The sequence below is a fragment of the Streptomyces sp. NPDC127038 genome (genome assembly GCF_042725875.1).
Taxonomy (GTDB): Bacteria; Actinomycetota; Actinomycetes; order Streptomycetales; family Streptomycetaceae; genus Streptomyces.
In genome coordinates this window covers 1-22,957 of record NZ_JBHXDQ010000104.1, presented here as the reverse complement: position 1 = coordinate 22,957, position 22,957 = coordinate 1, and the positions used below count along the sequence as shown (strand labels likewise).

The window sequence follows — 22,957 nt, the reverse complement described above, 5'->3', positions numbered from 1 at the left end:
TATATACATTTTTATGGTCGTGGCCTGCTTCTTTTGTTTATATCAGACAGACAGGTTGTGTTCTAACTGCCCTCCGGCTTAAGGGTGTGGGCCCCCGCCGGGGTGGGTGTGGGGCCCGACTCGTGTACGGACAGGATCAGTTGGCGCCGCTGAGCACCGCGGGCCGACGCGAGGCGATGACCTTGCGGGCCAGTGCCTTCGGGCTGGTCAGGAAGCCCCAGCCCCACGACATGTGCATCGTCGCGAGGGCCACCGGGATCTGGAGCCGGGCCTTCACCGGCAGGCCCTTGCCCGCGGGGAGCGAGCCGAGCCCGATCGCCGCGAGATAGCCGGCCGGGACGACCAGACCCCAGGGCGTCAGCGCCGCGCCGACGACCACGCCCGCCGCGATCGCGCAGACGGCGGCCGGCGGGGCGAGGTAGCGCAGGTTGATGGAACCCTCGTGATAGCGGGCGACGACGTGCCGCCAGCGGCCGTAGTCCTTGTACTGCTTGGCGAGCGCCCTGACGGACGGCCGCGGCCGGTAGGACACCCTCAGCTCGGGCGAGAACCAGATGAGCCCGCCGGCCTCACGGATGCGGAAGTTCAGCTCCCAGTCCTGGGCGCGGATGAACTCCTCGTTGTACCCGCCCTGCTGCTCCAGCGCCTCGCGCCGGAACACCCCGAGGTACACGGTGTCGGCCGGTCCGGCCTCGCCGCCCGTGTGGAAGGCCGCGTTGCCCACGCCGATCTTCGACGTCATGGCGGCGGCGACGGCGTGCTCCCAGTCGTTCTCGCCCTCGGCGTGCATGATGCCGCCGACGTTCTGCGCGCCGGTCTCCCCCAGGAGCCGTACGGCGGTGGCGATGTAGTTCGGGGAGAGCATGCCGTGCCCGTCGACGCGCACGACGACGGGGTGCCGGGACGCCTTGATCGCGGCGTTCAGCGCCGCGGGCGTACGGCCGGTCGGGTTCGGCACCGTGTGGACCCTCGGGTCCTCACGGACGAGTTCGGCCGCGATCTCCTCCGTCCGGTCCGTGGAGGGACCGATGGCGATCACGACCTCCATCTCGCCGTCGTACTCCTGCGCCAGGATCGCCTGGACGGCGCCACGCAGATGCCGCTCCTCGTTGAGGACGGGCATGATCACGGATACGGCGGGGGACCGCACGTCAGACTTCTCGCTCATCGGCGCTCACGTTACCGCGAACGGGGGACACGGTCGCGCGCCGCCCGGCGTAAGGACCGGGCCGCAGATCGTATCGGCCTACCGTGCTCACGGATCCCCACGCCCCGCGGGACGCGGCTCCGTCCGGCCCGCGGAACGCTTCCCTCCCCCGTCCCGCCCAGTGGAGGTGTTCCCTTGCCCACGCCGCCCCGCTCCCCCGTCCGCCCTCAGCGCCCCCAGCGGCCGTCCCCCGCGCGGCGGCCCGCCGGGCGCTCCGGCGGACGCCCCGTACGCCCCGTACGGCGCAGGCGGCCGCGCTGGGCCGTACGGGCGCTGACCACCGTCTCCGTGGTGGTCCTGGCCTCGGCGGGCATCGGGCACGCGGTGCTCAGCAGCCTGGACGCGGGCATCGCCCGGGTCGACCCGTTCAAGGACATGAAGAACCGGCCCGAGGCCGGGCACGGCATGAACCTGCTGCTGGTCGGCACGGACGGACGGGAGAAGATCACCGAGGCGGAGCGGCGGAAGTACCGGCTCGGCGGCGCGCCCTGCCACTGCACCGACACGGTCATGATCGTGCACATCTCGGCGGACCGGGACCGGGCCAGCATCGTCAGCCTGCCGCGCGACTCCTACGCCGAGGCGCCCGCGCACACCGACGAGGTCACCGGACAGCGACACGGCCCCCACCCCCTCAAGCTGAACGCCGCGTACGCGGAGGGCGGCCCCACACTGACCGTGCGGACCGTGGAGAACATGACCCATGTGAAGATCGACCACTATTTGGAGGTCGACTTCACCAGCTTCATGAAGACGGTCGACGTCCTCGGCGGTGTCAGGATCTGCACCGCGCAGCCGCTGAAGGACCGGTACACCGGCCTCGACCTGGCGGCCGGATCGCATCTGCTGGGCGGCGGGCAGGCGCTCCAGTACGTACGGTCCCGGCACACCGACGGCTCCTCCGACCTCGGCCGGATGAAGCGCCAGCAGCGGTTCCTCGCGGCGCTCGTCTCCCGGGCCACGTCCTCCGGGGTGCTGCTGAACCCGATGAAGTTCCGGGACGTGACGCGGGCGGTACTGGGCTCGGTGCGCGCCGACCGGGGGTTCGGCACGGACGAGCTGCTGGACCTGGGGCGGGCCATGCGCAACTTCTCCCCGTCCTCGTCCGAGTTCACCACCGTGCCGATCGGACAGATGGCCTACGTCGTCAAGGGGATCGGCTCGACCCTGAAGTGGGACGAGCCCAAGGCGCGGAAGCTGTTCGCGGCGCTGCGCGACGACAAGCCGCTCGCGGCTCCCCACGCCCCGCGGGCCCCGCGGGCCCACACCGTCCAGGTCGCGGTGGCCCCCCAGCAGATCCGGGTCCAGATCGAGAACGGGACCGCCACGGCCGGGCTCGGCCAGAAGGTCGACGGCGCGCTCGCCGCCACCGGGTTCCGCACCACGGGCCGGCCCACGACGGCCCCCGACACCGGAGTCCGGCGCACCGTCGTCAGCTACGACCCCCGCTGGGACCGCTCCGCGCAGTCCCTCGCGGCCGCGCTCCCCGGTGCCGAGCTGCGCGCGGTCCCCGGACAGGGCCCGCTCCTGAAGGTGATCGCCGGCGCCGACTACAAGCAGGTCACCCGGGTGCGTGCCGAGGATCCCGCCCCGGCCGATCCTGGCGTGGTGACGGGAGACCAGGTGGTGTGCTCCTGACCACGCCCCCGGCTCCGGGCGGCCGCGGGCGGTTCCGGGTGGCCGCAGGCGGCTCAGGGGCCCCGGGCCTCAGTCGTCCAGGCCCTCCGCCGCTCGCTTCTCGCGCAGTTCCATGATCGCCCGGCGGCGGGCCAGCCGGTGGGTGCGGCGGATCTGCGCCTCCTGGAAGCGGCGCTCGTCCCGCTCGGTCTCGGTGACGACCGGCGGCACCCGGCGGGGCTTGCCGTCGGCGTCCACGGCGGCGAAGACGAGATAGGCCGAACCGACCTGCTGCGGCGGGGTGGACTCGTTCCAGCGCTCGGCCAGAACCCGTACGCCGACCTCCATCGAGGTCCGCCCGGTCCAGTTGACCTGCGCCTTCACATGGACCAGGTCGCCCACGCGGACGGGTTCGAGGAACGCCATCTCGTCCATCGAGGCGGTGACGGCGGGCCCGCCCGAGTGCCGCCCGGCCACCGCGCCCGCCGCGTCGTCGACGAGCTTCATGATCACGCCACCGTGCACCGAGCCCAGAAGGTTCGTGTCGTTGTGGGTCATGATGTGACTGAGGGTGGTGCGGGACGCCGATGTCGGCTTGCCCGGGATGTCGTTTTCCGGGTTGGAGGCCTGGTCTGTCATGTCCTCCACCTTATGCCGCGCGGGCGACGGTCTCTTTGCATCAGCTCTGCAACAGGCGTGACCCAGATCTCCCGGCTCTCTTGTAAGTCGCCTGGTGGAGGGCGGCACACTGGTCCGCATGAATGAATGGCCCGACGGGCGGTCCGACGACAACCGCAGCAACCGCTACGGACGCGGCAGCGCAGGCGCACAGCCTGAGAACGCCCGTGTCATGCGACAGGTCCGCCGCGGCCCGTCCGCGCCCGGTCCGGGCCAGGGCGCGCCGCCGTACGGCGCCGGAGTGCCCCGCCAGCCGTCGTACGTCGACGGCCAGGGCTACGACGAGGGCCAGGGCTACGACAACGGCTATGACTCCGGTTACAACACCGGCCAGGTGTACGGGAGCCCCGGCGGCCCCGGCGGCCCGCAGGGCCCCGGCGACGGCGCCTACCCGCGGCGCCCCGCGCCGAACTGGCGGAAGCGGATCAAGTGGACCGCGATCACGCTGGTCACCGTGCTGGTCGTGGTCTCCGTCGGCACGTACTTCTGGGCGGATTCCAAGCTCCACCGTGACGTCGATCTCTCCAAGGTCATAGACCGGCCGGAGACCGGCTCGGGCACGAACTATCTGATCGTCGGTTCCGACAGCCGCGCCGGTCTGACCGCCGCGGACAAGAAGAAGCTGCACACCGGCTCCGCCGAGGGCAAGCGCACGGACTCGATGATGATCCTGCACACCGGCAGCAACGGCTCCACGCTGCTGTCGCTGCCGCGCGACTCGAACGTCACGATCCCGAAGTTCCAGGGTTCCGAGTCCGGCAAGATCAAGGGCCCGCTGGGCCAGAACAAGCTGAACGCCGCGTACGCGTACGACGGCCCCACGCTGCTGGTCAGGACCATCGAGTACAACACCGGTCTGCACATCGACCACTACGTGGAGATCGGCTTCGCCGGGTTCGCCGGCATCGTCGACGCGGTCGGCGGTGTCGACATGACCCTCGACCAGGGCTTCAAGGACAAGTACTCGGGCGCCGACTTCAAGGCGGGCAAGCAGACGCTGAACGGCGAGCAGGCCCTCGCCTTCGTCCGGACCCGGCACGCCTTCGCCGCCTCGGACCTGCAGCGCACCAAGAACCAGCAGAAGTTCCTGTCCGCCCTGGCCCACCAGGTCGCGACCCCCGGAACGGTCCTGAACCCGTTCAAGCTCTACCCGACGATGGGCGCCGGCCTCGACTCGCTGATCGTCGACAAGGACATGAGCCTGTGGGACCTGGCCGACATGTTCTGGGCCATGAAGGGCGTCACCGGCGGCGACGGCAAGTCCATGAACATGCCGATCTCCGGTTCCGTCGGCGGCAACCTCGTCTGGGACAAGGCCAAGATGAAGACGCTGGTGAACGAGCTCAAGAACGACGAGCCGGTCACGGTGTCGGGCAACTGACCCGAGGCGGCGAGTCCGCCTCCGCACGCCGTCGCCGGCGGCCCGCCCGGGCTTCGCCCCGGGCCGCCGGCCCACTGACCCACCGTTGCCGCCCCACGCGGCGGCGGTGGGTCAGTTGCGTGTGGTGCGCAGGGTGATGCGGCCCCGGGTGCGGGGACCGTCCAGAGTCGAGCGGTCGACCACGGGCCTGGGCGCGGGTTCCGCGGCCATGAGGCGGATGGTGTCCCGGCCCGCCAGTGCGGTGCACCACTGGCCCAGGTGCGGACGGGTGCCGCGGGGGCCCGAGGCCTCCTCCCACAGGGCCCGCACGGCGTCGGCCCGCCGGTCGTCGAGCACGCCGGACAGCGGCCGCAGGGGCGTGCCGGGCGTCACGTAGGCGTCCTGGCTCACGACCCGGCCCACCACCAGGGCCGCCTTGTAGCGGTCGCTGTCCACGGTGGCGCTGCCGGCGGCGGCCAGCGGGTCGTGCCAGTCGGGGGTGTCCGCCTGCTCCAGGACCGGGGGCCGCCCGGCCATGCGCACCCCGTCGCAGTCCAGGAGGTACGGGGCGGGCGCGGGCCTGACGCTCCACAGCACGTTCGCGTGGGACACGTCGCCGACCACGAGACCGAGCGTGTGCAGCCGCTGGAGGAGCCCGAGGACGGCGACGACCAGCGCGAACCGCTCGGCGGGCGACGGCTGGGCGACGCCCTGCCAGGCCGCCCTCGGCGGCCGGAGCAGATAGGACAGGTCGGTCAGCCGGGCCTCGCCGCGCGAGGTCCGCCAGGTCATAGAGTCCGGCGCCCTGCGCATCAGGAACCCGGTCGCCCTGCCTCCGTCCACGACCCGGCACAGCGGCCACGCCGTCTCCCGGTCCAGCCACTCCCGGTCGGCCGGCGCGAGCCCCTGGCGCAGGGCCACGAGCGCCGCCAGTTCCCCGCCGTCGGCCTTCCCCGGCTCGCGGTAGCTCTTGTACAGCAGCCGGCCGGGACCGGCGACGTCGTACACCTCGCCCTGGCCGCCGTCGCCGACCCGGGTGCCGAGGGCGAGCGAGCCGAGCGTCACATCGGCGCCGTCGTCGGCGCTCACGGCACGGCCTCCCACAGGACGACGGCGGTGCGGTCGTCGTCGTAGGACTTCACCCGGTACTGCAGCTGCCACAGGAAGTCGGCCGGCGCGGGCGCGGCTCCCCGCCCCCATCCGGACGCCAGGAAGTCCCGCATCCCGGCCTCCCCGGCGAGCGGCGTGGACAGGCCGTCCGTGCACAGCACGAGGACGTCGCCCGGCAGGGCCGGGCCGAGGAGCAGGGCACGGGCCCGGTGGCCGTGCGGCAGGGCGGCGGTACGGGTGTCGATCATTCCGTCGCCGTCGTGCTCGGGGTCCGTGAGCGACAGGTTCCACTCCCCGGCGCGCAGCAGCGCCGTGCCGCCGTCGCCGACGGCCAGGAAGCCGCGGGTGCGGACGCGGGGATCGAGCGGTACGAGCAGGGCGCGCAGGGTGGTGGCGTACGCGGCGGGGTCGTCGCCGTGTTCGCGGGCGCGGTGCGCGAGCAGGGTCGCCACCCGGCCCACGGCGGTGTCCACCAGTGCGGCGAAGCCCGTACGGTCGCCCGAGCGCAGGGTCCCGGAGAGTTCCGCGGCCACGCCGTCCAGCTCCATGGCGGCGAGCCGGCAGGCCTCCTGGGAGCCGATGTGCGAGCGGGCGGCCGATCCCACGCCGTCCGCCACGGCGAGGAGCAGCAGCCCGTCCGGACCCGCCGGACCGAGGCGCACCACGGCCAGGGAGTCCTGGCGCGGCTCGCCCTGGTAGCGGTGCGAGTCGCCGCGCACCGAGGCCGCCCGGACCGTCAGGGCGCCGTACCCGGCTCCGTCCACCACCATGTCGGGCGTCAGCGCCGCGGTCGGGTCGTCCCTGACCGAGGGGAGCTCCCGGGGTTCAGGGGCGTACAGCGGGGGCTTGGGCCCCGAGTGGTACGGGTCCCCGAGCACCGGGAGCGCCCCGATCCGCGCGGCGGGCCGGGGGAACGGCGGAGGCGACGGGGCCGCCGGCTCGTACGGGGCGGGGGACGGCGGATCGGTGGCGGTGACCGGCGCGAGGGGTTCGGGCTGGTCGTTGAAGAACTGGTCGACGCTCTGCCAGGTCGCGTCCAGCGGGTCGGGCTCGCGGGCGTCCGGCCAGCGGGGCTCGGCTCTCCGCAGGTCGTGCCGGAAGGCTTCGGGGTGCCGCGCGTCGAGGCGTCGCGCTTCGGGGTGTCTCATGTCGCGGTGTGGGGTGTCAGGGTGTCTCGCGTCCCGGTGCGGTGTGTCGGGGTGCCGTGCGTCCCGGTGCGGTGCGTCGGGGTGCCGTGCGTCCGGGGTCATCGGCTCGGGGTGTCTCGCGTCCGGCTGTCCGGCCTCCGGCCGCCGCGCGTCCGGCTCGCGCAGTTCGGGTCCGTACGGATCCGGGCCGTGCGGTTCGGGCCCGTACGGCTCCTGGCGGTGCGGGCTCGTGCGGGACGGTCCGGCGGCGCTCATGTCGTTCTCCATCGGCGCGACCTCACAGCTTGTCGAGAGAGACGATGGAGAACCCGGGCACGGTGTCGTCCACGGCGAGCGTGAACCCGTTGCCGCCGTCCGCGCCGATGCTCCCGGCCGACCGCACGATCGACCGGGTCAGGCTGGAGGCGAACTCGCGCAGCGCCTGCGCAGGCGACACCGAGGAGTCCTTCTGCATGAACGCCCGGAAGTTCGCGACCCGGGCGATCGTCGACTCCTGCGCCTCGCCGATGCCGAAGGCGATGATCTTCGGGCAGAACCGCGACTGGGTGACCTCCTTGTACGCCTGGTCCCAGTCCGGGTCCGTCGGGATGCCGTCGGACAGGAAGAAGACCACGGGCCGGTACACCTCGTGGCCCTCCGCCTTCAGCCCGGCCACGTCGGCCTCGACGCAGCGCAGCAGGGTGCGGAACGCGTCGCCGTACGAGGTGAGCCCGCCGGCCGCGAGCGCGGGGACGGAGTCGATGTCGCTGAGGTCGACGAGCGGCTGGAGCACGGTGGCCGTGTCGGAGAAGCCGATCAGACAGAAACGGGTCTTGTCGGCGACGGTCGGGTTGGTGCTGATCTCGTGGTGCAGGTCGGGCAGCGCGCCGTTGATGGCGTCGATCGGCTCGCCGATCATCGACCCGGACTCGTCGCAGAGCAGGTAGAAGGGCAGGATCTGCAAGGTCTCGTACCTCCGGGTCAGTACGTGTAGAAGTAGATCTCGATGTCGGCGTGGCCCGAGGAGGCTCCGCCTTTCCAGAAGTCGCGGGTGGTGGCGGCCCGGAACATGTCCGGACGGGCCTTCTCCAGCAGGGAGTTGACCTCGTGGGCGTACGCGCCCCCGGCGCCCGGGTCCGTGTGGCGTCCGAAGGTCAGCACGAAGGCGGCCTGCCGGCCCCGGTAGCGCGCGGTCGCGCCGCGCAGGGCGCGCACGATGCCGGCGTCGTCGCCGGAGGGCGCGTCGACGGCCACCTTCACCGGGGTCCGGACCACCGCCCTGGGGCCGGTGTGCCGGGACCTCTTCGCGGCGGCCGAGGCGGAGGACGAGGCGCCGGGGCGCTGGTCGGCGGCCTGCGGGTCGCCCTGGTCCCCCATCGCCACCAGGGCGAGGACGAGCAGCATGTCCGCGAACAGCCAGCCGGCCATGTGCAGCGGCTGGAACCTCCGGCCGGGCTTCATCGGGCCTCGGTCAGCGACGCGGGAGGCAGCGGCGGGGGCTCACGCCGCGGACCGGAACCGTCCCGGGGAGGAACGGGCCGGTCGGCAGGGGCGCCGAAGTGGTCCGTGGGGCCGTCCGTCCGCTCCACGCCCGTGCCGAACCCGTCGGCGGGAGCGCCGGGGCGGTCCGCGGGGGCGTGGCCCGCGTCGGTCGAGGGCGCGTGGCCCGCGTCGGCGGACCGGCTGTGGCCGCGGGTACGGCCGCCCGCCGTCCCTGTCAGGTCCGTCCGGCCCGCCTGACCCGCCTGACCCGTCGGGCCGGTGTCCGCCCGGACGGGCGTGCGCAACTCGGCTACGAGCCGGGCGAATTCCTCGGCGACGGACCTCAACGCGGCGCTCTGGGCGTTCAGTTCGCGTACGGCGTGCTGGGACTCCTCGACCGCGCGGGCCGTGTCCTCCGCCACCTCGCCGAACCGGCCCAGGAGTTGGGCCGAGACGTCCGAGGACACCTCGATACCGGTGGCGTAGGCCCGCTGGGACGCGGCCAGCACCGTGACGGAGTCCTCGACGCGGTCACCGGCACCCCGTACGGCGAGCCGCACCTCGCCGCTCGCGTCGCGGACCTCGTCGAGGGCCTTGCGGACCCGGTCCCCGCCGTCGCTGACGGCGGCCTCGACCCGGCCCACCGCGGCCTCCAGCGGCTTCACCGAGGCGTCGACCCCGGTGAGCGCGCGTTCGGCGCCCTGCACCGCCTCCCCCACGGCCGAGGCCGCCGACGTCAGATCCTTCTGGACCCGGACGGCCTTGTCGCCCAGCCGCCTGAGCGTCGCCGCGGCCTCGGTGAGCTCGGCCGCGAAGCGCTGCGGGGAACTCGACCGCTGCCCGTTCAGGACGAGCTGGGCGCGGGTCAGCGCCGGGACGAGCGCCGCCATCAGCTCCTCGGAGCCACGCTCGGCGGCCTCCTCCCGGCGGGCGACGGCGGACCGCCGCAGGCCGTGCGTCAGCACCAGCGCGAAGAGCAGCGCGATGGCGACGGTGGCGCTCATCGCCACGTGGCCGAAGGTGAACGCGCCGGTCAGATGCCCCTCGAACCCCGACTGCCACAGCTGGAGGAAGGGCCGGGAGGCGGCCCCCGGGTCCGCGCCGGTCAGCGCCCCGTACGCGCTCGACGCCCGCGTCAGCCCGTACCAGGTGAGCATCAGCGGCACGAAGACCAGCGCGCCCAGCACCCCTTCGGCGTAGGACCACACCGGGTGCTCGCCGTCCCGGGCGCCGTTCGCGCGCAGGCTCTCGGGTCGGGCGTACGCGGTGAGGAGATCGAGCTCGGACCAGGGGTCGAGACCGGCGGGATCCTGGTTCCGCAGGGCGGCCGCGAGCGCGGCCAGCTCTTCCTTCCGGCTTCCGAGCTCCTGCCGCCCGGCGAGCTCCTCGATGCTCTGCGCGATCACACGACGGTCCATCAGGGCGCCTGACGGCATGCCCACCCCCACAACACGACGGACGCGGAGGCGTGTCGGGGCGACCCTGGATCCCCACCCGTCGAACTGCCGCCCTGCCCCCGCCGGTTCACACGCACCAGACGCGCGACCGAGGGCACAGAGAGTACTCCAGCGACCACGCTGCGCGCATAAACTCGCGACACCCGCCACTTCCCGACGGCGGTGCGAGGGGGAACCGTTGAGCAACGACGACCGTCCACGGGCGACCATCCGGCTGCGTCCCGCGCCCGACACCCGGCCCGGGACGGGCGCGCGGCGCGCCGCCCCGTCCGCCCCGCCGGTTCCTCCGGCCCGCGAGGAGCCGCGCCTTCCCTCCGCGCGCGCCGAGACGCTGCTGACCAGGTCGGCGCCGCGGGCCCGTGTCACGGGGCGCGGAGTCCTCCGGGTGAATCTCAACCGCCCGCCGGGGACCGGCGCCGACCTCGACCTCGGCTGCATGGCCGCGTTCCACGACGGCAGCCGCGCGGCCGTACAGCCACTGGGGAACAGCTTCGGCTCGCTGACGGAGTGGCCGTACATGGAACTCGACCAGGACGACCGCACGGGGGCGTCCTCGGACGGGGAGACGGTCCGGGTGGACCTGGAGCGGCGCGAGCTCTTCCGGCGGCTGCTCTTCCACGTCTACGTGTACAGCGGCGCCGTGGATTTCCGGACCCTGGGCGCCACGGCCACCGTGACGGCCCCTTCCGGCGGCTTCCGGATCGCCCTCGACGACTCCCCCGCGGGAGCGACGGGCTGCGCCGTCGCGCTGGCCGCGCCCGGGGAGGGCGGCCTCACGGTCACCCGCGAGGTCCGCTGGTTCACCGGCACTCCGCGCCACTCGGTCCAGGAACAGATGGACACCGCCTACGGCTTCTGCCTCACCTGGGTCCGGGCCCGGAAGGACTGACCCGGAAACGCGAGAGGCGAGAGGCGCACCGGGCGCCTCTCGCCTCCGCTGCCGGCAGACGGCGTACTACGGCAGGTTCCTCGCCATGACGATGCGCTGGACCTGGTTCGTTCCTTCGTAAATCTGGGTGATCTTCGCGTCGCGCATCATGCGCTCGACCGGGTAGTCGCGGGTGTAGCCGTAGCCGCCGAGGAGCTGGACGGCGTCCGTGGTGACCTCCATGGCGACGTCCGAGGCGAAGCACTTGGCGGCGGCGCCCTGGAACGTGAGGTCCTTGTCGCCGCGCTCCGACTTGGCGGCGGCCGCGTACGTGAGCTGGCGGGCGGCCTCGATCTTCATGGCCATGTCGGCGAGCATGAACTGGATGCCCTGGAAGTCCGCGATCGCCTTGCCGAACTGCTTGCGCTCCTGGACGTAGCCCTTGGCGTAGTCGAGGGCGCCCTGGGCGACACCGAGGGCCTGGGCCGCGATGGTGATGCGGGTGTGGTCCAGGGTCTTCATGGCGGTCGCGAAGCCGGTGCCCTCCTCGCCGATCATGCGGTCGGCGGGGATGCGGACGTTGTCGAGGTAGACCTCGCGGGTCGGGCTGCCCTTGATGCCGAGCTTCTTCTCCGGGGCGCCGAAGGACACGCCCTCGTCGGACTTCTCGACGACGAACGCGCTGATGCCCTTGGAACGCTTCGTCGGGTCGGTCACCGCCATGACCGTGTAGTACTCGGAGACGCCCGCGTTGGTGATCCAGCGCTTCACGCCGTTCAGCACCCAGAAGTCGCCGTCGCGGACGGCGCGCGTCTTCATGCCGGCCGCGTCCGAACCGGCGTCCGGCTCGGAGAGGCAGTACGAGAACATGCCGTCGCCCTTGGCGAGCGGGCCCAGGTACTTCTTCTTCAGGTCCTCGGACCCGGAGAGGATCACCGGGAGCGAGCCCAGCTTGTTCACGGCGGGGATCAGCGAGGAGGACACGCAGACGCGGGCCACCTCCTCGATCACGATGACCGTCGCGAGGGCGTCGGCACCGGCGCCGCCGTACTCCTCGGGGACGTGCACGGCGTGCAGGTCGTTCGCGACCAGGGCGTCCAGCGCCTCCTGCGGGAAGCGGGCTTCCTCGTCCACCGCTGCGGCGTACGGCGCGATTTTCGCCTCGGCCAGCGAGCGGATCGCGTCCCGGAGCATGTCGTGCTCCTCGGACGGGCGGTACAGGTCGAAATCAGCCGATCCGGCCAAGGTCTCTCACGCTCCAAAAGGTGCTGTGCTGGCGGCGCTAACTACCGTTAAGTAACACAATTTTAGAGTCCCGCCCGCGCGAACGGATACGTGAGCTTGGCGACAGGGGGAAAACTGCCCGTGAAAGCGCTCCCCGAAGCCCCGACTATGCTCAGGCGCGCACCTACGCGCCGCACACCTCAGGAGCACCCATGGCCCTCAAGATCACCGTGATCGGCACCGGCTACCTCGGCGCCACCCACGCCGCGGCCATGGCCGAGCTCGGCTTCGAGGTCCTCGGGCTCGACGTGGTGCCGGAGAAGATCGAGATGCTCCAGCGGGGCGAGGTCCCGATGTTCGAGCCCGGTCTCGAGGAGCTGCTGCGCAAGCACGTGGCCGGGATCGAGGGCTCGACCGGCCGGCTCCGTTTCACCATGGACTGGGCCGAGGTCGGCGCCTTCGGAGACGTCCACTTCGTCTGTGTGAACACACCGCAGAAGCACGGCGAGTACGCCTGCGACATGTCCTACGTCGACGCGGCCTTCGAGGCGCTGGCGCCCCATCTGCACGGCCCCGCCCTGGTCGTCGGCAAGTCCACCGTGCCGGTCGGCTCGGCGGAGCGGCTGGCCGCCCGGCTCGCCGAGCTGTCGCCCGCGGGCGCGGACGCCGAGCTGGCCTGGAACCCGGAGTTCCTGCGCGAGGGCTTCGCGGTGAACGACACCCTGCACCCCGACCGGATCGTGGTCGGCGTGCGCAGCGAGCGCTCCGAGAAGCTGCTGCGCGAGGTCTATCTGACGCCGGTCGCCGAGGGCACGCCGTTCGTCGTGACCGACTTCCCGACCGCCGAGCTGGTGAAGACGTCCGCGAACTCCTTCCTCGCCACCAAGATCTCCTTCATCAACGCGATGGCGGAGGTCTGCGAGGCCGCGGGCGGCGATGTCGCCATGCTGGCCGAGGCCATAGGACACGACGAGCGGATCGGGAAGAAGTTCCTGCGGGCCGGGATCGGCTTCGGCGGCGGCTGTCTGCCCAAGGACATCCGTGCCTTCATGGCGCGCGCGGGTGAGCTGGGCGCCGACCAGGCGCTGACGTTCCTGCGCGAGATCGACTCCATCAACATGCGGCGCCGCGGGCAGATGGTGGAGATGGCCCGCGACGCGCTCGGCGGCGGCGGTTCGTTCCTCGGCAAGCGGGTCGCGGTGCTCGGCGCGACCTTCAAGCCGGACTCGGACGACGTGCGCGACTCCCCGGCCCTGAACGTGGCCGGGCAGATCCACCTCCAGGGCGGTCAGGTCACCGTCTACGACCCGAAGGGCATGGCGAACGCCAAGCGGCTGTTCCCGACGCTCGGGTACGCCGACTCGGCGGTGGAGGCCGTGCGGGGCGCCGATGTCGTCCTGCACCTGACGGAGTGGCGCGAGTTCCGCGAGCTGGACCCGGCGGTGCTGGGAGAGGTCGCGTCGTCCCGGGTGCTCCTCGACGGACGCAACGCTCTGGACCCGGAGGCGTGGCGCCGGGCGGGCTGGACGTACCGGGCGATGGGCCGACCCACCGCCTGATCCGCGGTATCGGCCGGCACGAGCCTCTTGCCGGGGGCAGGCGCCCCCTTGCTTGCCGACCGGCGTGAGCCCCTTTCGGCGGCGGCTCTGGCGCGGGCACCGACAGGCGCTCGCCGGGGCCGGGACGGGTGACGCCGCTCCGGCCGAGGCTCAGTCGGCCGGAGCGGCGCCGGTTGCATTCTGCACCACTTCGCTGTGCCGCGGCCGGAGACCGCCGGACCGTGTCCGGCGTCCGGCGCCGTCGCCCGCAGACCTTCCGCCCGGCGGGGACTACCTGGCCCGGTAGCGGCGCATCTTGGCGCGGGCCCCGCACACCGCCATCGAGCACCAGCGGCCGCGGCCCGCGGGCGAGCGGTCGTAGTACGCCCAGTGGCAGGTCGGCGCCTCGCAGGCCTTCAGCCGCGCCCAGGTGCCCTCGACCAGCGACTCGGCGATGGCGGCGGCGACCCGGAAGGCCAGCGGGGCCGGAGGGGCCTGGGGAGCCGGAGCGGTCGCGGGAGCCGGCGGAGCCTGCACGGTTGGTCCGACGGCGGGGACCAGGCGGGCCGTGCCTCCGTCCTCGTCCAGCGTCACCCGCAGGGGCGCGCGGGCGAGGAGCTCCCCGAGCGGGGTCACCCCCGTGTGCGCCGGATGGCCCGCGTGCGCCAGGCACACCGCCCGCAGCGACTCGCGCAGCTCACGGGCCCCGTCCGCCTCGTCCGCCGTCAGGCCGAACCGGGCCAGGCCCTCGGGCGTGTCCAGGGAGTCGGCGCCCGACTCGATGTCCAGGGTGTTCACCAGCGCCTGGACCAGGGCGAGACCGCCGGGTGCGGGCGCTCGGTCATTCATGGTTGCGACGTTACCTCCAATGCGGGAGCATGCAGTAACCGTTACCCGCAGGAGCGGTCTATGGGTAACGCGTAGGCATGCCGGAGATCCCACGGAGGAAGTCATGGCTCTCGCCACACTCGACGTCGTCGTCCTGGACTGTCCCGACCCGCGCGCGCTCGCCGAGTTCTACGCGGGGGTGCTGGGCGGCACCGTCACGGAGGAGACCGACTGGATCGACCTGGACCTGCCGGGAGGGCGCAAGCTGGCGTTCCAGGCCGCGCCCGGGTACGTACCGCCGCGCTGGCCCTCGCCCGACGGCTCGCAGCAGCTGCATCTGGACCTGACGGTCGAGGACCTGGACGTGGCGGAGAAGGGCGTGCTGGAACTCGGCGCGACCCCGCTGGACACGGAGGACCGGTCGCGTTCGTTCCGGGTGTACGCGGACCCGGCCGGGCACCCGTTCTGCCTCTGCGCCTGCTGAGCGCGCCCCGGGTGCCCCGCCGTCCCGCCCGGCTCCTCAGCCGTCCAGCTGCTCCAGGGTCGCGTTGGACGGGGCCCGGCGGGCACGGAGGTCGCGGGAGACGTCCTCGGCGGCGCCCAGCACGCGCACGGCGTTCTGCCAGGTCAGCTTGGCGATGTCGGAAGACGACCAGCCGCGGTCGAGGAGTTCGGCGACCAGGTTCGGGTAGCCCGAGACGTCGTCCAGTCCGGCCGGGGTGAACGCCGTGCCGTCGTAGTCGCCGCCGATGCCGAGGTGGTCGACACCCGCGACCTCGCGCATGTGGTCGAGGTGGTCGGCGACCGTCGAGACGGTGGCGATCGGGCGCGGGTTGTCCTCCTCGAAGGCCCGGTGGACCTTCATGGCCTCGGCGGTGGTGTCGAGGTGGTGGAAGCCGTTGGCGCGCATGTTCTCGTCGGCCGCGGTGGTCCACTCGACGGCCGCCTGGAGGACGAACTTCGGCACGAACGTCACCATCGCCACGCCGCCGTTGGCGGGCAGCCGCTCCAGGACGTCGTCCGGGATGTTGCGCGGGTGGTCGCACACGGCGCGGGCCGAGGAGTGCGAGAAGATCACCGGCGCCGCGGAGGTGTCGAGCGCGTCGCGCATCGTCGTGGCGGCCACGTGCGAGAGGTCCACGAGCATGCCCTCGCGGTTCATCTCGCGGACGACCTCGCGGCCGAAGGCGGACAGACCGCCCACCGAGGGGACGTCCGTCGCCGAGTCGGCCCAGGCGATGTTGTCGTTGTGGGTGAGGGTCATGTACCGGACGCCGAGCGCGTACAGCGCGCGCAGGGCGGCGAGGGAGTTGTCGATCGAGTGACCGCCCTCGGCTCCCATGAGGGAGGCGATACGGCCCTCGGCGCGGGCCGCCTCCATGTCGGCGGCGGTCAGCGCGCCCCGCAGGTCCGCCGGGTAACGGTCGATCAACTGCCGTACGCAGTCGATCTGTTCCAGCGTCGCGGTGAGGGCGCCGGGCAGATCGGAGCGTACGTACACCGACCAGAACTGGGCGCCGACCCCGCCGGCGCGCAGCCGGGCCAGGTCCGTGTGCAGGTGGGCGCTCTGGTCGGTGGCGATGTCGCGGGCGCCGAGGTCGTAGCGGACCTGCTCGCGCAGGGCCCAGGGCAGGTCGTTGTGTCCGTCGACGACCGGGAACTCGTCGAGCAGGGCCCGGGCGCGGTCGATCGAGGGCAGGGAGGACGAGGTCATCCGCGTCACTTCCCGAAGCCGAAGCCGCCGGTGGCGCCCTCGACCTTGGCGCGCAGCCGCTTGCCCTTCTCGGTGGCCTGGTCGTTGAGCTCCTGCTGGAACTCCCGCATCCGGCCGAGGAGTTCCTCGTCGTGGGCGGCGAGCATCCGGGCGGCCAGCAGACCGGCGTTGCGGGCGCCGCCGACGGAGACGGTGGCCACGGGCACGCCGGCGGGCATCTGCACGATGGAGAGCAGCGAGTCCATGCCGTCGAGGTACTTGAGCGGGACGGGCACGCCGATGACGGGCAGCGGGGTGACGGACGCCAGCATCCCCGGCAGGTGGGCGGCGCCGCCGGCGCCCGCGATGATCGCCTTGAGCCCGCGCTCCGCGGCCTGCTCGCCGTACGCGATCATCTCGTGCGGCATGCGGTGGGCGGAGACGACGTCCACCTCGTAGGGGATCTCGAACTCGTCCAGCGCCTGGGCGGCGGCCTCCATGACCGGCCAGTCGGAGTCCGAACCCATGACGATGCCTACAACGGGGCTCATTCGGTGATCGTGCCTCTCAGGTAGCCGGCTGCGTGCCGGGCGCGCTCAAGGACGTCGTCCAGGTCGTCGCCGTAGGTGTTGACATGGCCGACCTTACGGCCGGGCTTCACGTCCTTGCCGTACATGTGGATCTTCAGCTGCGGGTCGCGGGCCATGCAGTGCAGGTACGCGGAGTACATGTCGGGGAAGTCGCCGCCGAGGACGTTCGCCATGACGGTCCAGCGGGCGCGCGGGCGCGGGTCGCCGAGCGGGAGGTCGAGGACCGCGCGGACGTGGTTGGCGAACTGGGAGGTGACCGCGCCGTCCTGGGTCCAGTGGCCCGAGTTGTGCGGGCGCATGGCGAGTTCGTTGACGAGGATGCGTCCGTCGCGGGTCTCGAAGAGCTCGACGGCGAGGTGGCCGACGACTCCGAGTTCCTTGGCGATGCGCAGCGCCAGTTCCTGCGCCTCCAGGGCCAGCTCCTCGGCGATGCCGGGGGCCGGGGCGATCACGGTGTCGCAGACGCCGCCGACCTGCTGGGACTCGACGACGGGGTACGCGACGGCCTGGCCGTGCGGGGAGCGGACGACGTTCGCGGCGAGCTCGCGGGCGAAGTCGACCTTCTCCTCGGCGAGGACGGGGACGCCGGCGCGGAACGGGTCGGCGGCCTCCTGCGCGGAGCGGACGAACCAGACGCCCTTGCCGTCGTAGCCGCCGCGGACGGTCTTGAGGATGACCGGGAAGCCGTCGCCCTCCTCTCCCGGGGCGAGGCCCTCCGCGGCGAACGCGACCACGTCCTGGACGTCGGTCACGATGCGGTGCCGGGGGCACGGCACGCCGATCGCGTCGAGCTTGGCCCGCATCACGCCCTTGTCCTGGGCGTGCACGAGCGCGTCGGGGCCCGGCCGGACGGGGATGCCGTCCGCCTCCAGGGCCCGCAGGTGCTCGGTCGGGACGTGCTCGTGATCGAAGGTGATCACGTCGCAGCCGCGCGCGAAGTCGCGCAGCGTGTCGAGGTCGCGGTAGTCGCCGACGACGACTTCGCCGACGACCTGCGCCGCGGAATCCTGTGGAGTGTCACTGAGGAGCTTGAACCTGATGCCGAGCGGGATGCCAGCCTCGTGCGTCATACGAGCGAGCTGACCGCCGCCGACCATGCCGACTACCGGGAACGTCACGCTCCAAGAGTATCGGCCACGCCACGGTGGCCGGATTCCGCGGTGATACGCCCCGATTTTCCCTGCCGGTGACCGCCTCTTTTCTTACCTGTGAGCACATGCACAGGCACCGTGCGGGGCCGCTGGTTAGCATGGGCTGGTTGGCGCAATCAACCGCGCGTTCACCGGCACGGCAGACGACAAGACCCACCGACGGGGGCTGGCGACACCATGGGCAGTGCTTCATCGGGGCCTCACGAGGGGCCCCGCAGCGCGGTTCGGCAGCGTTTCGACCTGCTCGTCCGCGAGGTCGCCAAGTTCGGCGCGGTGGGCGGCGCCGGGCTGCTCGTCAACCTGGTGGTGTTCAACCTCGTACGTCATCTCACGGGCCTGCAGGTCGTGCGGGCCAGTGTCGTGGCGACGGTCGTGTCGATCGTCTTCAACTACGTCGGGTTCCGCTACTTCACCTACCGGGACCGTGACAAGGGCGGGCGCACCAAGGAGCTGACGCTCTTCCTGCTGTTCAGCGTGGTGGGCCTGGTCATCGAGAACGGCGTGCTGTACGTGGCGACGTACGGCTTCGGCTGGGACAGCCCGCTCCAGAGCAACGTCTTCAAGTTCCTCGGCATCGGGGTCGCGACGCTGTTCCGCTTCTGGTCGTACCGCACCTGGGTGTTCCAGGCGCTGCCGGCCCGGGAGGCGGTGGCCAGCGCCGAGTCGTTCCTGGACGAGGTGCCCGAGCCGCAGACGAGCCGTGCGCGGGCCCGCGTGAACTGAGCCGGTCGGTGCGGGCCGGTCCGGCCGTGCGCCGTGACAGGCCGTGCGCCGTGACAGGCCGTGCGCCGTGGGGCCCTGCGTTCTGCCCGGCCCTGCGCTCCACCTGACCCCGCGCTCTACCTGACCGTGCGCTCCTCGTCGTCCTCGGGAAGCCGGGGCGGGCGCTTGAGCGGGGTGCGGGAGAGGAACATGCCGAAGACGGGCGGCTGCGCCTGGAGCATCTCCAGACGCCCCCCGTCGGCCTCCGCGAGGTCGCGGGCGACGGCGAGCCCGATGCCGGTGGAGTTGCGGCCGCTGATGGTGCGCTCGAAGATGCGGGCGCCGAGGTCGGTGGGGACGCCGGGGCCCTCGTCGGTGACCTCGATGACGGCCTGGTTGCCGGTCACGCGGGTGCGCAGCGCGACGGTGCCGCCGCCGTGCATGAGGGAGTTCTCGATCAGCGCGGCGAGGACCTGGGCGACCGCGCCCGGGGTGCCCACCGCCTGGAGATGGCGCTTGCCCGAACTGACGATCGCGCGGCCGGCGCTGCGGTAGGCGGGGCGCCATTCCTCCAGCTGCTGCTTGATGACCTCGTCGAGGTCGAAGGAGACGGCGGAGCCGGTGCGCGGGTCCCGGGCGTTGGTGAGCAGGCGCTCGACCACGTCGGTGAGGCGCTCCACCTGGGTCAGCGCGATCGTCGCCTCCTCCTTGACCGTGTCGGGGTCGTCGGTGAGGGTGATCTCCTCCAGGCGCATGGAGAGCGCCGTCAGCGGGGTCCGCAGCTGGTGGGAGGCGTCGGCGGCGAGGCGGCGCTCGGCGGTGAGCATGCGGCCGATGCGTTCGGCGCTGCTGTCCAGCACGTCGGCGACCCGGTCGAGCTCGGGGACGCCGTAGCGCTTGTGGCGGGGGCGGGGGTCGCCGGAGCCGAGCCGTTCCGCCGTCTCGGCGAGGTCGGTGAGCGGGGAGGCGAGGCGGTTGGCCTGGCGCACGGCGAGCAGGACCGCGGCGATGATCGCGAGCAGGGCGACGGCGCCGATGACCAGGAGGGTGCGGCCGACCTCCTTGGTCACCGAGGAGCGGGGCTCCTGCACGGTGACGGTCTCGCCCGACTCGCCCTTGGCGGTGTACTGGATGACGTCGCCGGTGGGCTGGGTGCCGGCCTCGATGGGGTCGCGGCCCGGGATCCTGATCACGGCGTAGCGCCGGTCGGTGACCTGGTTCCTGAACGTCTCGGCGGTGATGTTCTCGTCGCCGAGGATGCGGCTGTCCACGATGCTGGCCAGCCGCAGCGCCTCGGAGTCCACGCGTTCCTGGGCGCTGTTGCTGATCGTGCGGGTCTCGACGATGACGAGGGAGACCCCGAAGACGGCGATCACCACGAGGACGACGGCGAGGGTGGACTGGATCAGACGGCGACGCACGGGGCCCTCCGGGCAGATGGCTGTACCGGGACCAGTGTGCACGTTCGCCGGCGCCGCCCGGGCCGGGCGACGGTCCGGGGGCGCGGGTTTCCCCCCGCCCTGCGGACCGGTCGCGCCCAGGGTGTGGCGTGCGGCCCCTGCTCCCGGCGGAGCGGGGGCCGGCGGCTCAGCTCTTCTCGAAGCGGAAGCCGACGCCTCGTACCGTCGCGATGTAGCGGGGGTTCGCCGCGTCGTCGCCGAGCTTCTTGCGGAGCCAGGAGATGTGCATGTCGAGGGTCTTGGTGGAGGACCACCATGTGGTGTCCCAGACCTCGCGCATGAGCTGGTCGCGGGTGACGACACGGCCCGCGTCCCGGACCAGGACCCGCAGGAGGTCGAACTCCTTGGCCGTGAGCTGGAGTTCCTCGTCGCCCATCCAGGCGCGGTGCGACTCGACGTCGATGCGCACGCCGTGGGTGGCGGGGGGCTGCTGGGGCTCGGCGGCGCCGCGCCGGAGCAGCGCCCGTACCCGGGCGAGGAGTTCGGCGAGCCGGAACGGCTTGGTGACGTAGTCGTCGGCGCCCGCGTCGAGACCGACGACGGTGTCCACCTCGTCGGCGCGCGCGGTGAGGATGAGGATGGGCACGGTGTGGCCCTCGGCGCGGAGCCTGCGGGCGACTTCCAGGCCGTCCATGCCGGGCAGTCCGAGGTCCAGGACGACCAGGTCGACGCCGCCCTGCATTCCGGCGTCGAGCGCGGTGGGTCCGTCCTCGCGGACTTCGACCTCGTAACCCTCCCGGCGCAGGGCACGGGCCAGCGGCTCCGAGATGGACGCGTCGTCCTCGGCGAGCAGTACACGGGTCATGGGGTGATGGTAGTCCGCCGTGGAGCGCGCCCGGGCAGCGATCCGCCTCCGTGGTTCACACCCTCCGTCCGGGTGTTTCTTACCTGTGGGTTCGGGATGAGATCCTGATGAACACCTTCGAATGATCGTCCGCGGTTCCACGATCGCCTGTGATCCATGTCTCAAGTCCTTCCATATAGGGCATTGTGATGTCGTATGGTGACCGAACGCCTGATGCACTGCTTCGGGACCTTTGGCTGGAACTAGATGCTGAAGGTCTCTTCTGCGTGCGGGCTGGTGTCAGCCAGCCTTGAAGGAATGACCTGTGGCCGGGCCCGAACGCGCTGAAGCGTGACGGGCGTGGATCCCGGTGGTCGCCGTCCACCGCTCCCGTACTCCGGGGCGGATTCCCCGTGGGCGTGGGGAGGGACGCCGAACCTCGCCGGTGCCGGCCGCCCCCCATGGGCGCGTATTCCCCCGAGCTCTCGGTTTCCACCTGGGCGAGGGGACCCCCCAACAGCGCGTCCCGACCAGCAAGGATCGACCATGGCGTCCAGCCTGACGAAGGACTCGGCGACTCCGGGAATCTCCGGATCCTCCGAGAAGACCTTCTTCGGCCACCCCCGCGGACTGGCCACCCTCTTCATGACCGAGATGTGGGAGCGTTTCTCCTACTACGGCATGAAGGCACTGCTCCCGCTGTACCTGGTGGCACCGGGCGGTCTGCACCTCAGCGCGGCCACCGCGACCGCGATCTACTCGGTGTACCTCTCCCTGGTGTACCTGCTCGCCCTGCCGGGCGGCTGGTTCGCCGACCGTGTCCTCGGCCCCCGCAAGACGGTCGCCGTCGCGGGTGTGATCATCATGCTGGGCCACCTCACGCTGGCTCTGCCCTCCTCCGAGACCTTCTACGCGGGCCTCGGGCTCGTGGCGATCGGTTCCGGTCTGCTGAAGGCCAACATCTCCACGATGGTGGGCCACCTCTACGACGGCCCGGACGACGCGCGCCGTGACGGTGGCTTCACGCTGTTCTACGTCGGCATCAACCTCGGTGCCTTCGCCGCGCCGCTGATCATCGGCACCGTCGGCGAGAACGTCAACTGGCACCTGGGCTTCGCCCTCGCCGCGCTCGGCATGGCGCTGGGTCTCATCCAGTACCTGCTCGGCGGCCGTCACCTCAGCGCCCGCTCGCACGAGGTCCCCACGCCTCTGACGGCCGAGGAGAAGTCCTCGACCCTGCGCAAGTCCGCGCTGTGGGCCGCTGTCGCCGTCGTCTTCTACGCGATCGTCGGCTTCTCGGGCCACTACACGCTGAACTGGCTGCTGGTCCCGATCACGATCGCCGGTCTGCTCATCCCCGTCATGGTCATCGGGCGCATCAAGCGGGACAAGTCCCTGGACCGCGCCGACCAGTCGAAGATGTCCGCGTACATCTGGTTCTTCGTCGCCGCGGCCGTGTTCTGGATGATCTACGACCAGGGCGGCTCGACGATGTCGATCTTCGCTGACGAGTCGGCGAAGAACACGATCTTCGGCTGGGAGTTCCCGGTCTCCTGGTACCAGTCGGTCAACCCGGTCATGATCATGGCGCTGGCCCCGGTCTTCGCCTGGGCGTGGCTGTGGCTGAACAAGCGCGGCAAGGAGCCGAGCACGGCGACGAAGTTCGCCTCGGGTCTGATCCTGATCGGCGCCTCGTTCTTCCTCTTCCTGGCCCCGCTGACGATCGCCGAGGGCGGTCACAAGGCGGCCGCGATGTGGCTGGTGGCGATCTACTTCGTGCAGACCGTCGGTGAGCTGACGCTCTCCCCGGTCGGCCTCTCCGTCACCACGAAGATGGCTCCGGCGAAGTACGCCTCCCAGATGATGGGTGTCTGGTTCCTGGCCGTCACCGCCGGTGACGCCACGACCGGTCTGCTCTCCATCGCCAACGTCGACCTGAACAAGACGGGCATCGTCGCTCTGGAGGCCACGCTCGCCGTGATCGCCGGTGCCGCGGTGTGGATGTACCGCAAGAAGGTCAAGGCGCTCATGGGCGACGTCCACTGACGTCCCCTCCGGCACCCCGCGAAGGGCCGTCGCAC

General features: G+C 71.9%; 21 protein-coding genes. 7 read left to right on the top strand and 14 right to left on the bottom strand.

What is annotated here, in order from left to right; translation table 11 throughout:
- Positions 1–136: 136 nt before the first annotated feature.
- Complete coding sequence (locus tag ACFWI4_RS39460) at positions 137–1,168, bottom strand: glycosyltransferase family 2 protein (RefSeq protein ID WP_387206297.1); 1,032 nt, start codon at positions 1,166–1,168, stop codon at positions 137–139.
- Positions 1,169–1,342: 174 nt separating this feature from the next.
- On the opposite strand from ACFWI4_RS39460, the gene ACFWI4_RS39455 reads away from it, so the two are divergent.
- Positions 1,343–2,845, top strand: coding sequence for an LCP family protein (locus tag ACFWI4_RS39455; protein WP_387206295.1), 1,503 nt, complete (start codon positions 1,343–1,345; stop codon positions 2,843–2,845).
- A 69-nt stretch (positions 2,846–2,914) separates the two neighbouring features.
- Here the strand turns inward: ACFWI4_RS39455 and ACFWI4_RS39450 are convergent, their stop codons facing one another.
- Positions 2,915–3,463, bottom strand: a complete 549-nt coding sequence (locus ACFWI4_RS39450) for an acyl-CoA thioesterase (RefSeq protein WP_387206293.1) — start codon at positions 3,461–3,463, stop codon at positions 2,915–2,917.
- 118 nt (positions 3,464–3,581) lie between these two features.
- On the opposite strand from ACFWI4_RS39450, the gene ACFWI4_RS39445 reads away from it, so the two are divergent.
- A complete protein-coding gene (locus ACFWI4_RS39445) occupies positions 3,582–4,883 on the top strand; it encodes an LCP family protein (protein ID WP_387206291.1) in 1,302 nt (433 codons plus the stop codon).
- Between the two features lie 111 nt (positions 4,884–4,994).
- Here the strand turns inward: ACFWI4_RS39445 and ACFWI4_RS39440 are convergent, their stop codons facing one another.
- Genes ACFWI4_RS39440 through ACFWI4_RS39420 form a run of 5 tightly spaced genes read right to left on the bottom strand, consistent with a single transcriptional unit; the run spans position 4,995 to position 9,999 of the window.
- Positions 4,995–5,951, bottom strand: a complete 957-nt coding sequence (locus ACFWI4_RS39440; protein ID WP_387206289.1) for a hypothetical protein — start codon at positions 5,949–5,951, stop codon at positions 4,995–4,997.
- Entirely contained in the window at positions 5,948–7,375 is a 1,428-nt protein-coding gene (locus ACFWI4_RS39435) for a protein phosphatase 2C domain-containing protein (protein WP_387206287.1), read from the bottom strand. Before ACFWI4_RS39435 ends, ACFWI4_RS39440 begins: the two co-directional genes overlap by 4 nt.
- Positions 7,376–7,397: 22 nt before the next feature.
- A complete protein-coding gene (locus ACFWI4_RS39430; RefSeq protein WP_385399958.1) occupies positions 7,398–8,063 on the bottom strand; it encodes a VWA domain-containing protein in 666 nt (221 codons plus the stop codon).
- Positions 8,064–8,080: 17 nt separating this feature from the next.
- The gene (locus ACFWI4_RS39425; protein WP_387206285.1) at positions 8,081–8,560 is read right to left on the bottom strand and encodes a hypothetical protein; all 480 of its coding nucleotides are present in this window, start codon (positions 8,558–8,560) and stop codon (positions 8,081–8,083) included.
- Positions 8,557–9,999 carry a methyl-accepting chemotaxis protein gene (locus ACFWI4_RS39420; protein WP_387206283.1) on the bottom strand — a complete coding sequence of 481 codons (1,443 nt, stop codon included), beginning with the start codon at positions 9,997–9,999 and terminating at the stop codon, positions 8,557–8,559. Before ACFWI4_RS39420 ends, ACFWI4_RS39425 begins: the two co-directional genes overlap by 4 nt.
- A 217-nt stretch (positions 10,000–10,216) precedes the next feature.
- Here ACFWI4_RS39420 and ACFWI4_RS39415 point away from each other — a divergent pair, with 217 nt between their 5' ends.
- Positions 10,217–10,927 carry a tellurium resistance protein gene (locus ACFWI4_RS39415; RefSeq protein WP_387206281.1) on the top strand — a complete coding sequence of 237 codons (711 nt, stop codon included), beginning with the start codon at positions 10,217–10,219 and terminating at the stop codon, positions 10,925–10,927.
- Positions 10,928–10,993: 66 nt separating this feature from the next.
- On the opposite strand, the gene ACFWI4_RS39410 is transcribed toward ACFWI4_RS39415, so the two are convergent.
- Positions 10,994–12,151, bottom strand: a complete 1,158-nt coding sequence (locus ACFWI4_RS39410; protein WP_385399947.1) for an acyl-CoA dehydrogenase — start codon at positions 12,149–12,151, stop codon at positions 10,994–10,996.
- A gap of 191 nt (positions 12,152–12,342) precedes the next feature.
- Here ACFWI4_RS39410 and ACFWI4_RS39405 point away from each other — a divergent pair, with 191 nt between their 5' ends.
- Complete coding sequence (locus tag ACFWI4_RS39405) at positions 12,343–13,689, top strand: UDP-glucose dehydrogenase family protein (protein ID WP_387206279.1); 1,347 nt, start codon at positions 12,343–12,345, stop codon at positions 13,687–13,689.
- A 270-nt stretch (positions 13,690–13,959) separates the two neighbouring features.
- Here ACFWI4_RS39405 and ACFWI4_RS39400 read toward each other — a convergent pair whose 3' ends face one another.
- Positions 13,960–14,517, bottom strand: a complete 558-nt coding sequence (locus tag ACFWI4_RS39400; RefSeq protein ID WP_385399941.1) for a CGNR zinc finger domain-containing protein — start codon at positions 14,515–14,517, stop codon at positions 13,960–13,962.
- Positions 14,518–14,620: 103 nt separating this feature from the next.
- Here ACFWI4_RS39400 and ACFWI4_RS39395 point away from each other — a divergent pair, with 103 nt between their 5' ends.
- Positions 14,621–14,980, top strand: a complete 360-nt coding sequence (locus ACFWI4_RS39395) for a VOC family protein (RefSeq protein WP_387206277.1) — start codon at positions 14,621–14,623, stop codon at positions 14,978–14,980.
- Positions 14,981–15,016: 36 nt separating this feature from the next.
- On the opposite strand, the gene ACFWI4_RS39390 is transcribed toward ACFWI4_RS39395, so the two are convergent.
- The 3 genes from ACFWI4_RS39390 to ACFWI4_RS39380 are packed head-to-tail and all read right to left on the bottom strand — an operon-like array spanning position 15,017 to position 17,897.
- Positions 15,017–16,210, bottom strand: coding sequence for a dipeptidase (locus ACFWI4_RS39390; protein WP_387206275.1), 1,194 nt, complete (start codon positions 16,208–16,210; stop codon positions 15,017–15,019).
- Positions 16,211–16,215: 5 nt separating this feature from the next.
- On the bottom strand, positions 16,216–16,740 hold the full coding sequence (gene purE, locus ACFWI4_RS39385; protein ID WP_339129744.1) for a 5-(carboxyamino)imidazole ribonucleotide mutase: 525 nt from the start codon (positions 16,738–16,740) through the stop codon (positions 16,216–16,218).
- A complete protein-coding gene (locus ACFWI4_RS39380; RefSeq protein ID WP_387206273.1) occupies positions 16,737–17,897 on the bottom strand; it encodes a 5-(carboxyamino)imidazole ribonucleotide synthase in 1,161 nt (386 codons plus the stop codon). Before ACFWI4_RS39380 ends, purE begins: the two co-directional genes overlap by 4 nt.
- A gap of 210 nt (positions 17,898–18,107) precedes the next feature.
- Between ACFWI4_RS39380 and ACFWI4_RS39375 the strand changes: the two genes are divergently transcribed.
- On the top strand, positions 18,108–18,653 hold the full coding sequence (locus ACFWI4_RS39375) for a GtrA family protein (RefSeq protein ID WP_385399929.1): 546 nt from the start codon (positions 18,108–18,110) through the stop codon (positions 18,651–18,653).
- Positions 18,654–18,769: 116 nt separating this feature from the next.
- On the opposite strand, the gene ACFWI4_RS39370 is transcribed toward ACFWI4_RS39375, so the two are convergent.
- On the bottom strand, positions 18,770–20,053 hold the full coding sequence (locus tag ACFWI4_RS39370; protein ID WP_387206271.1) for an ATP-binding protein: 1,284 nt from the start codon (positions 20,051–20,053) through the stop codon (positions 18,770–18,772).
- Between the two features lie 166 nt (positions 20,054–20,219).
- On the bottom strand, positions 20,220–20,897 hold the full coding sequence (locus ACFWI4_RS39365; RefSeq protein ID WP_018566970.1) for a response regulator transcription factor: 678 nt from the start codon (positions 20,895–20,897) through the stop codon (positions 20,220–20,222).
- 525 nt (positions 20,898–21,422) lie between these two features.
- On the opposite strand from ACFWI4_RS39365, the gene ACFWI4_RS39360 reads away from it, so the two are divergent.
- Positions 21,423–22,922, top strand: a complete 1,500-nt coding sequence (locus ACFWI4_RS39360) for an oligopeptide:H+ symporter (protein WP_387206269.1) — start codon at positions 21,423–21,425, stop codon at positions 22,920–22,922.
- Positions 22,923–22,957 lie beyond the last annotated feature (35 nt).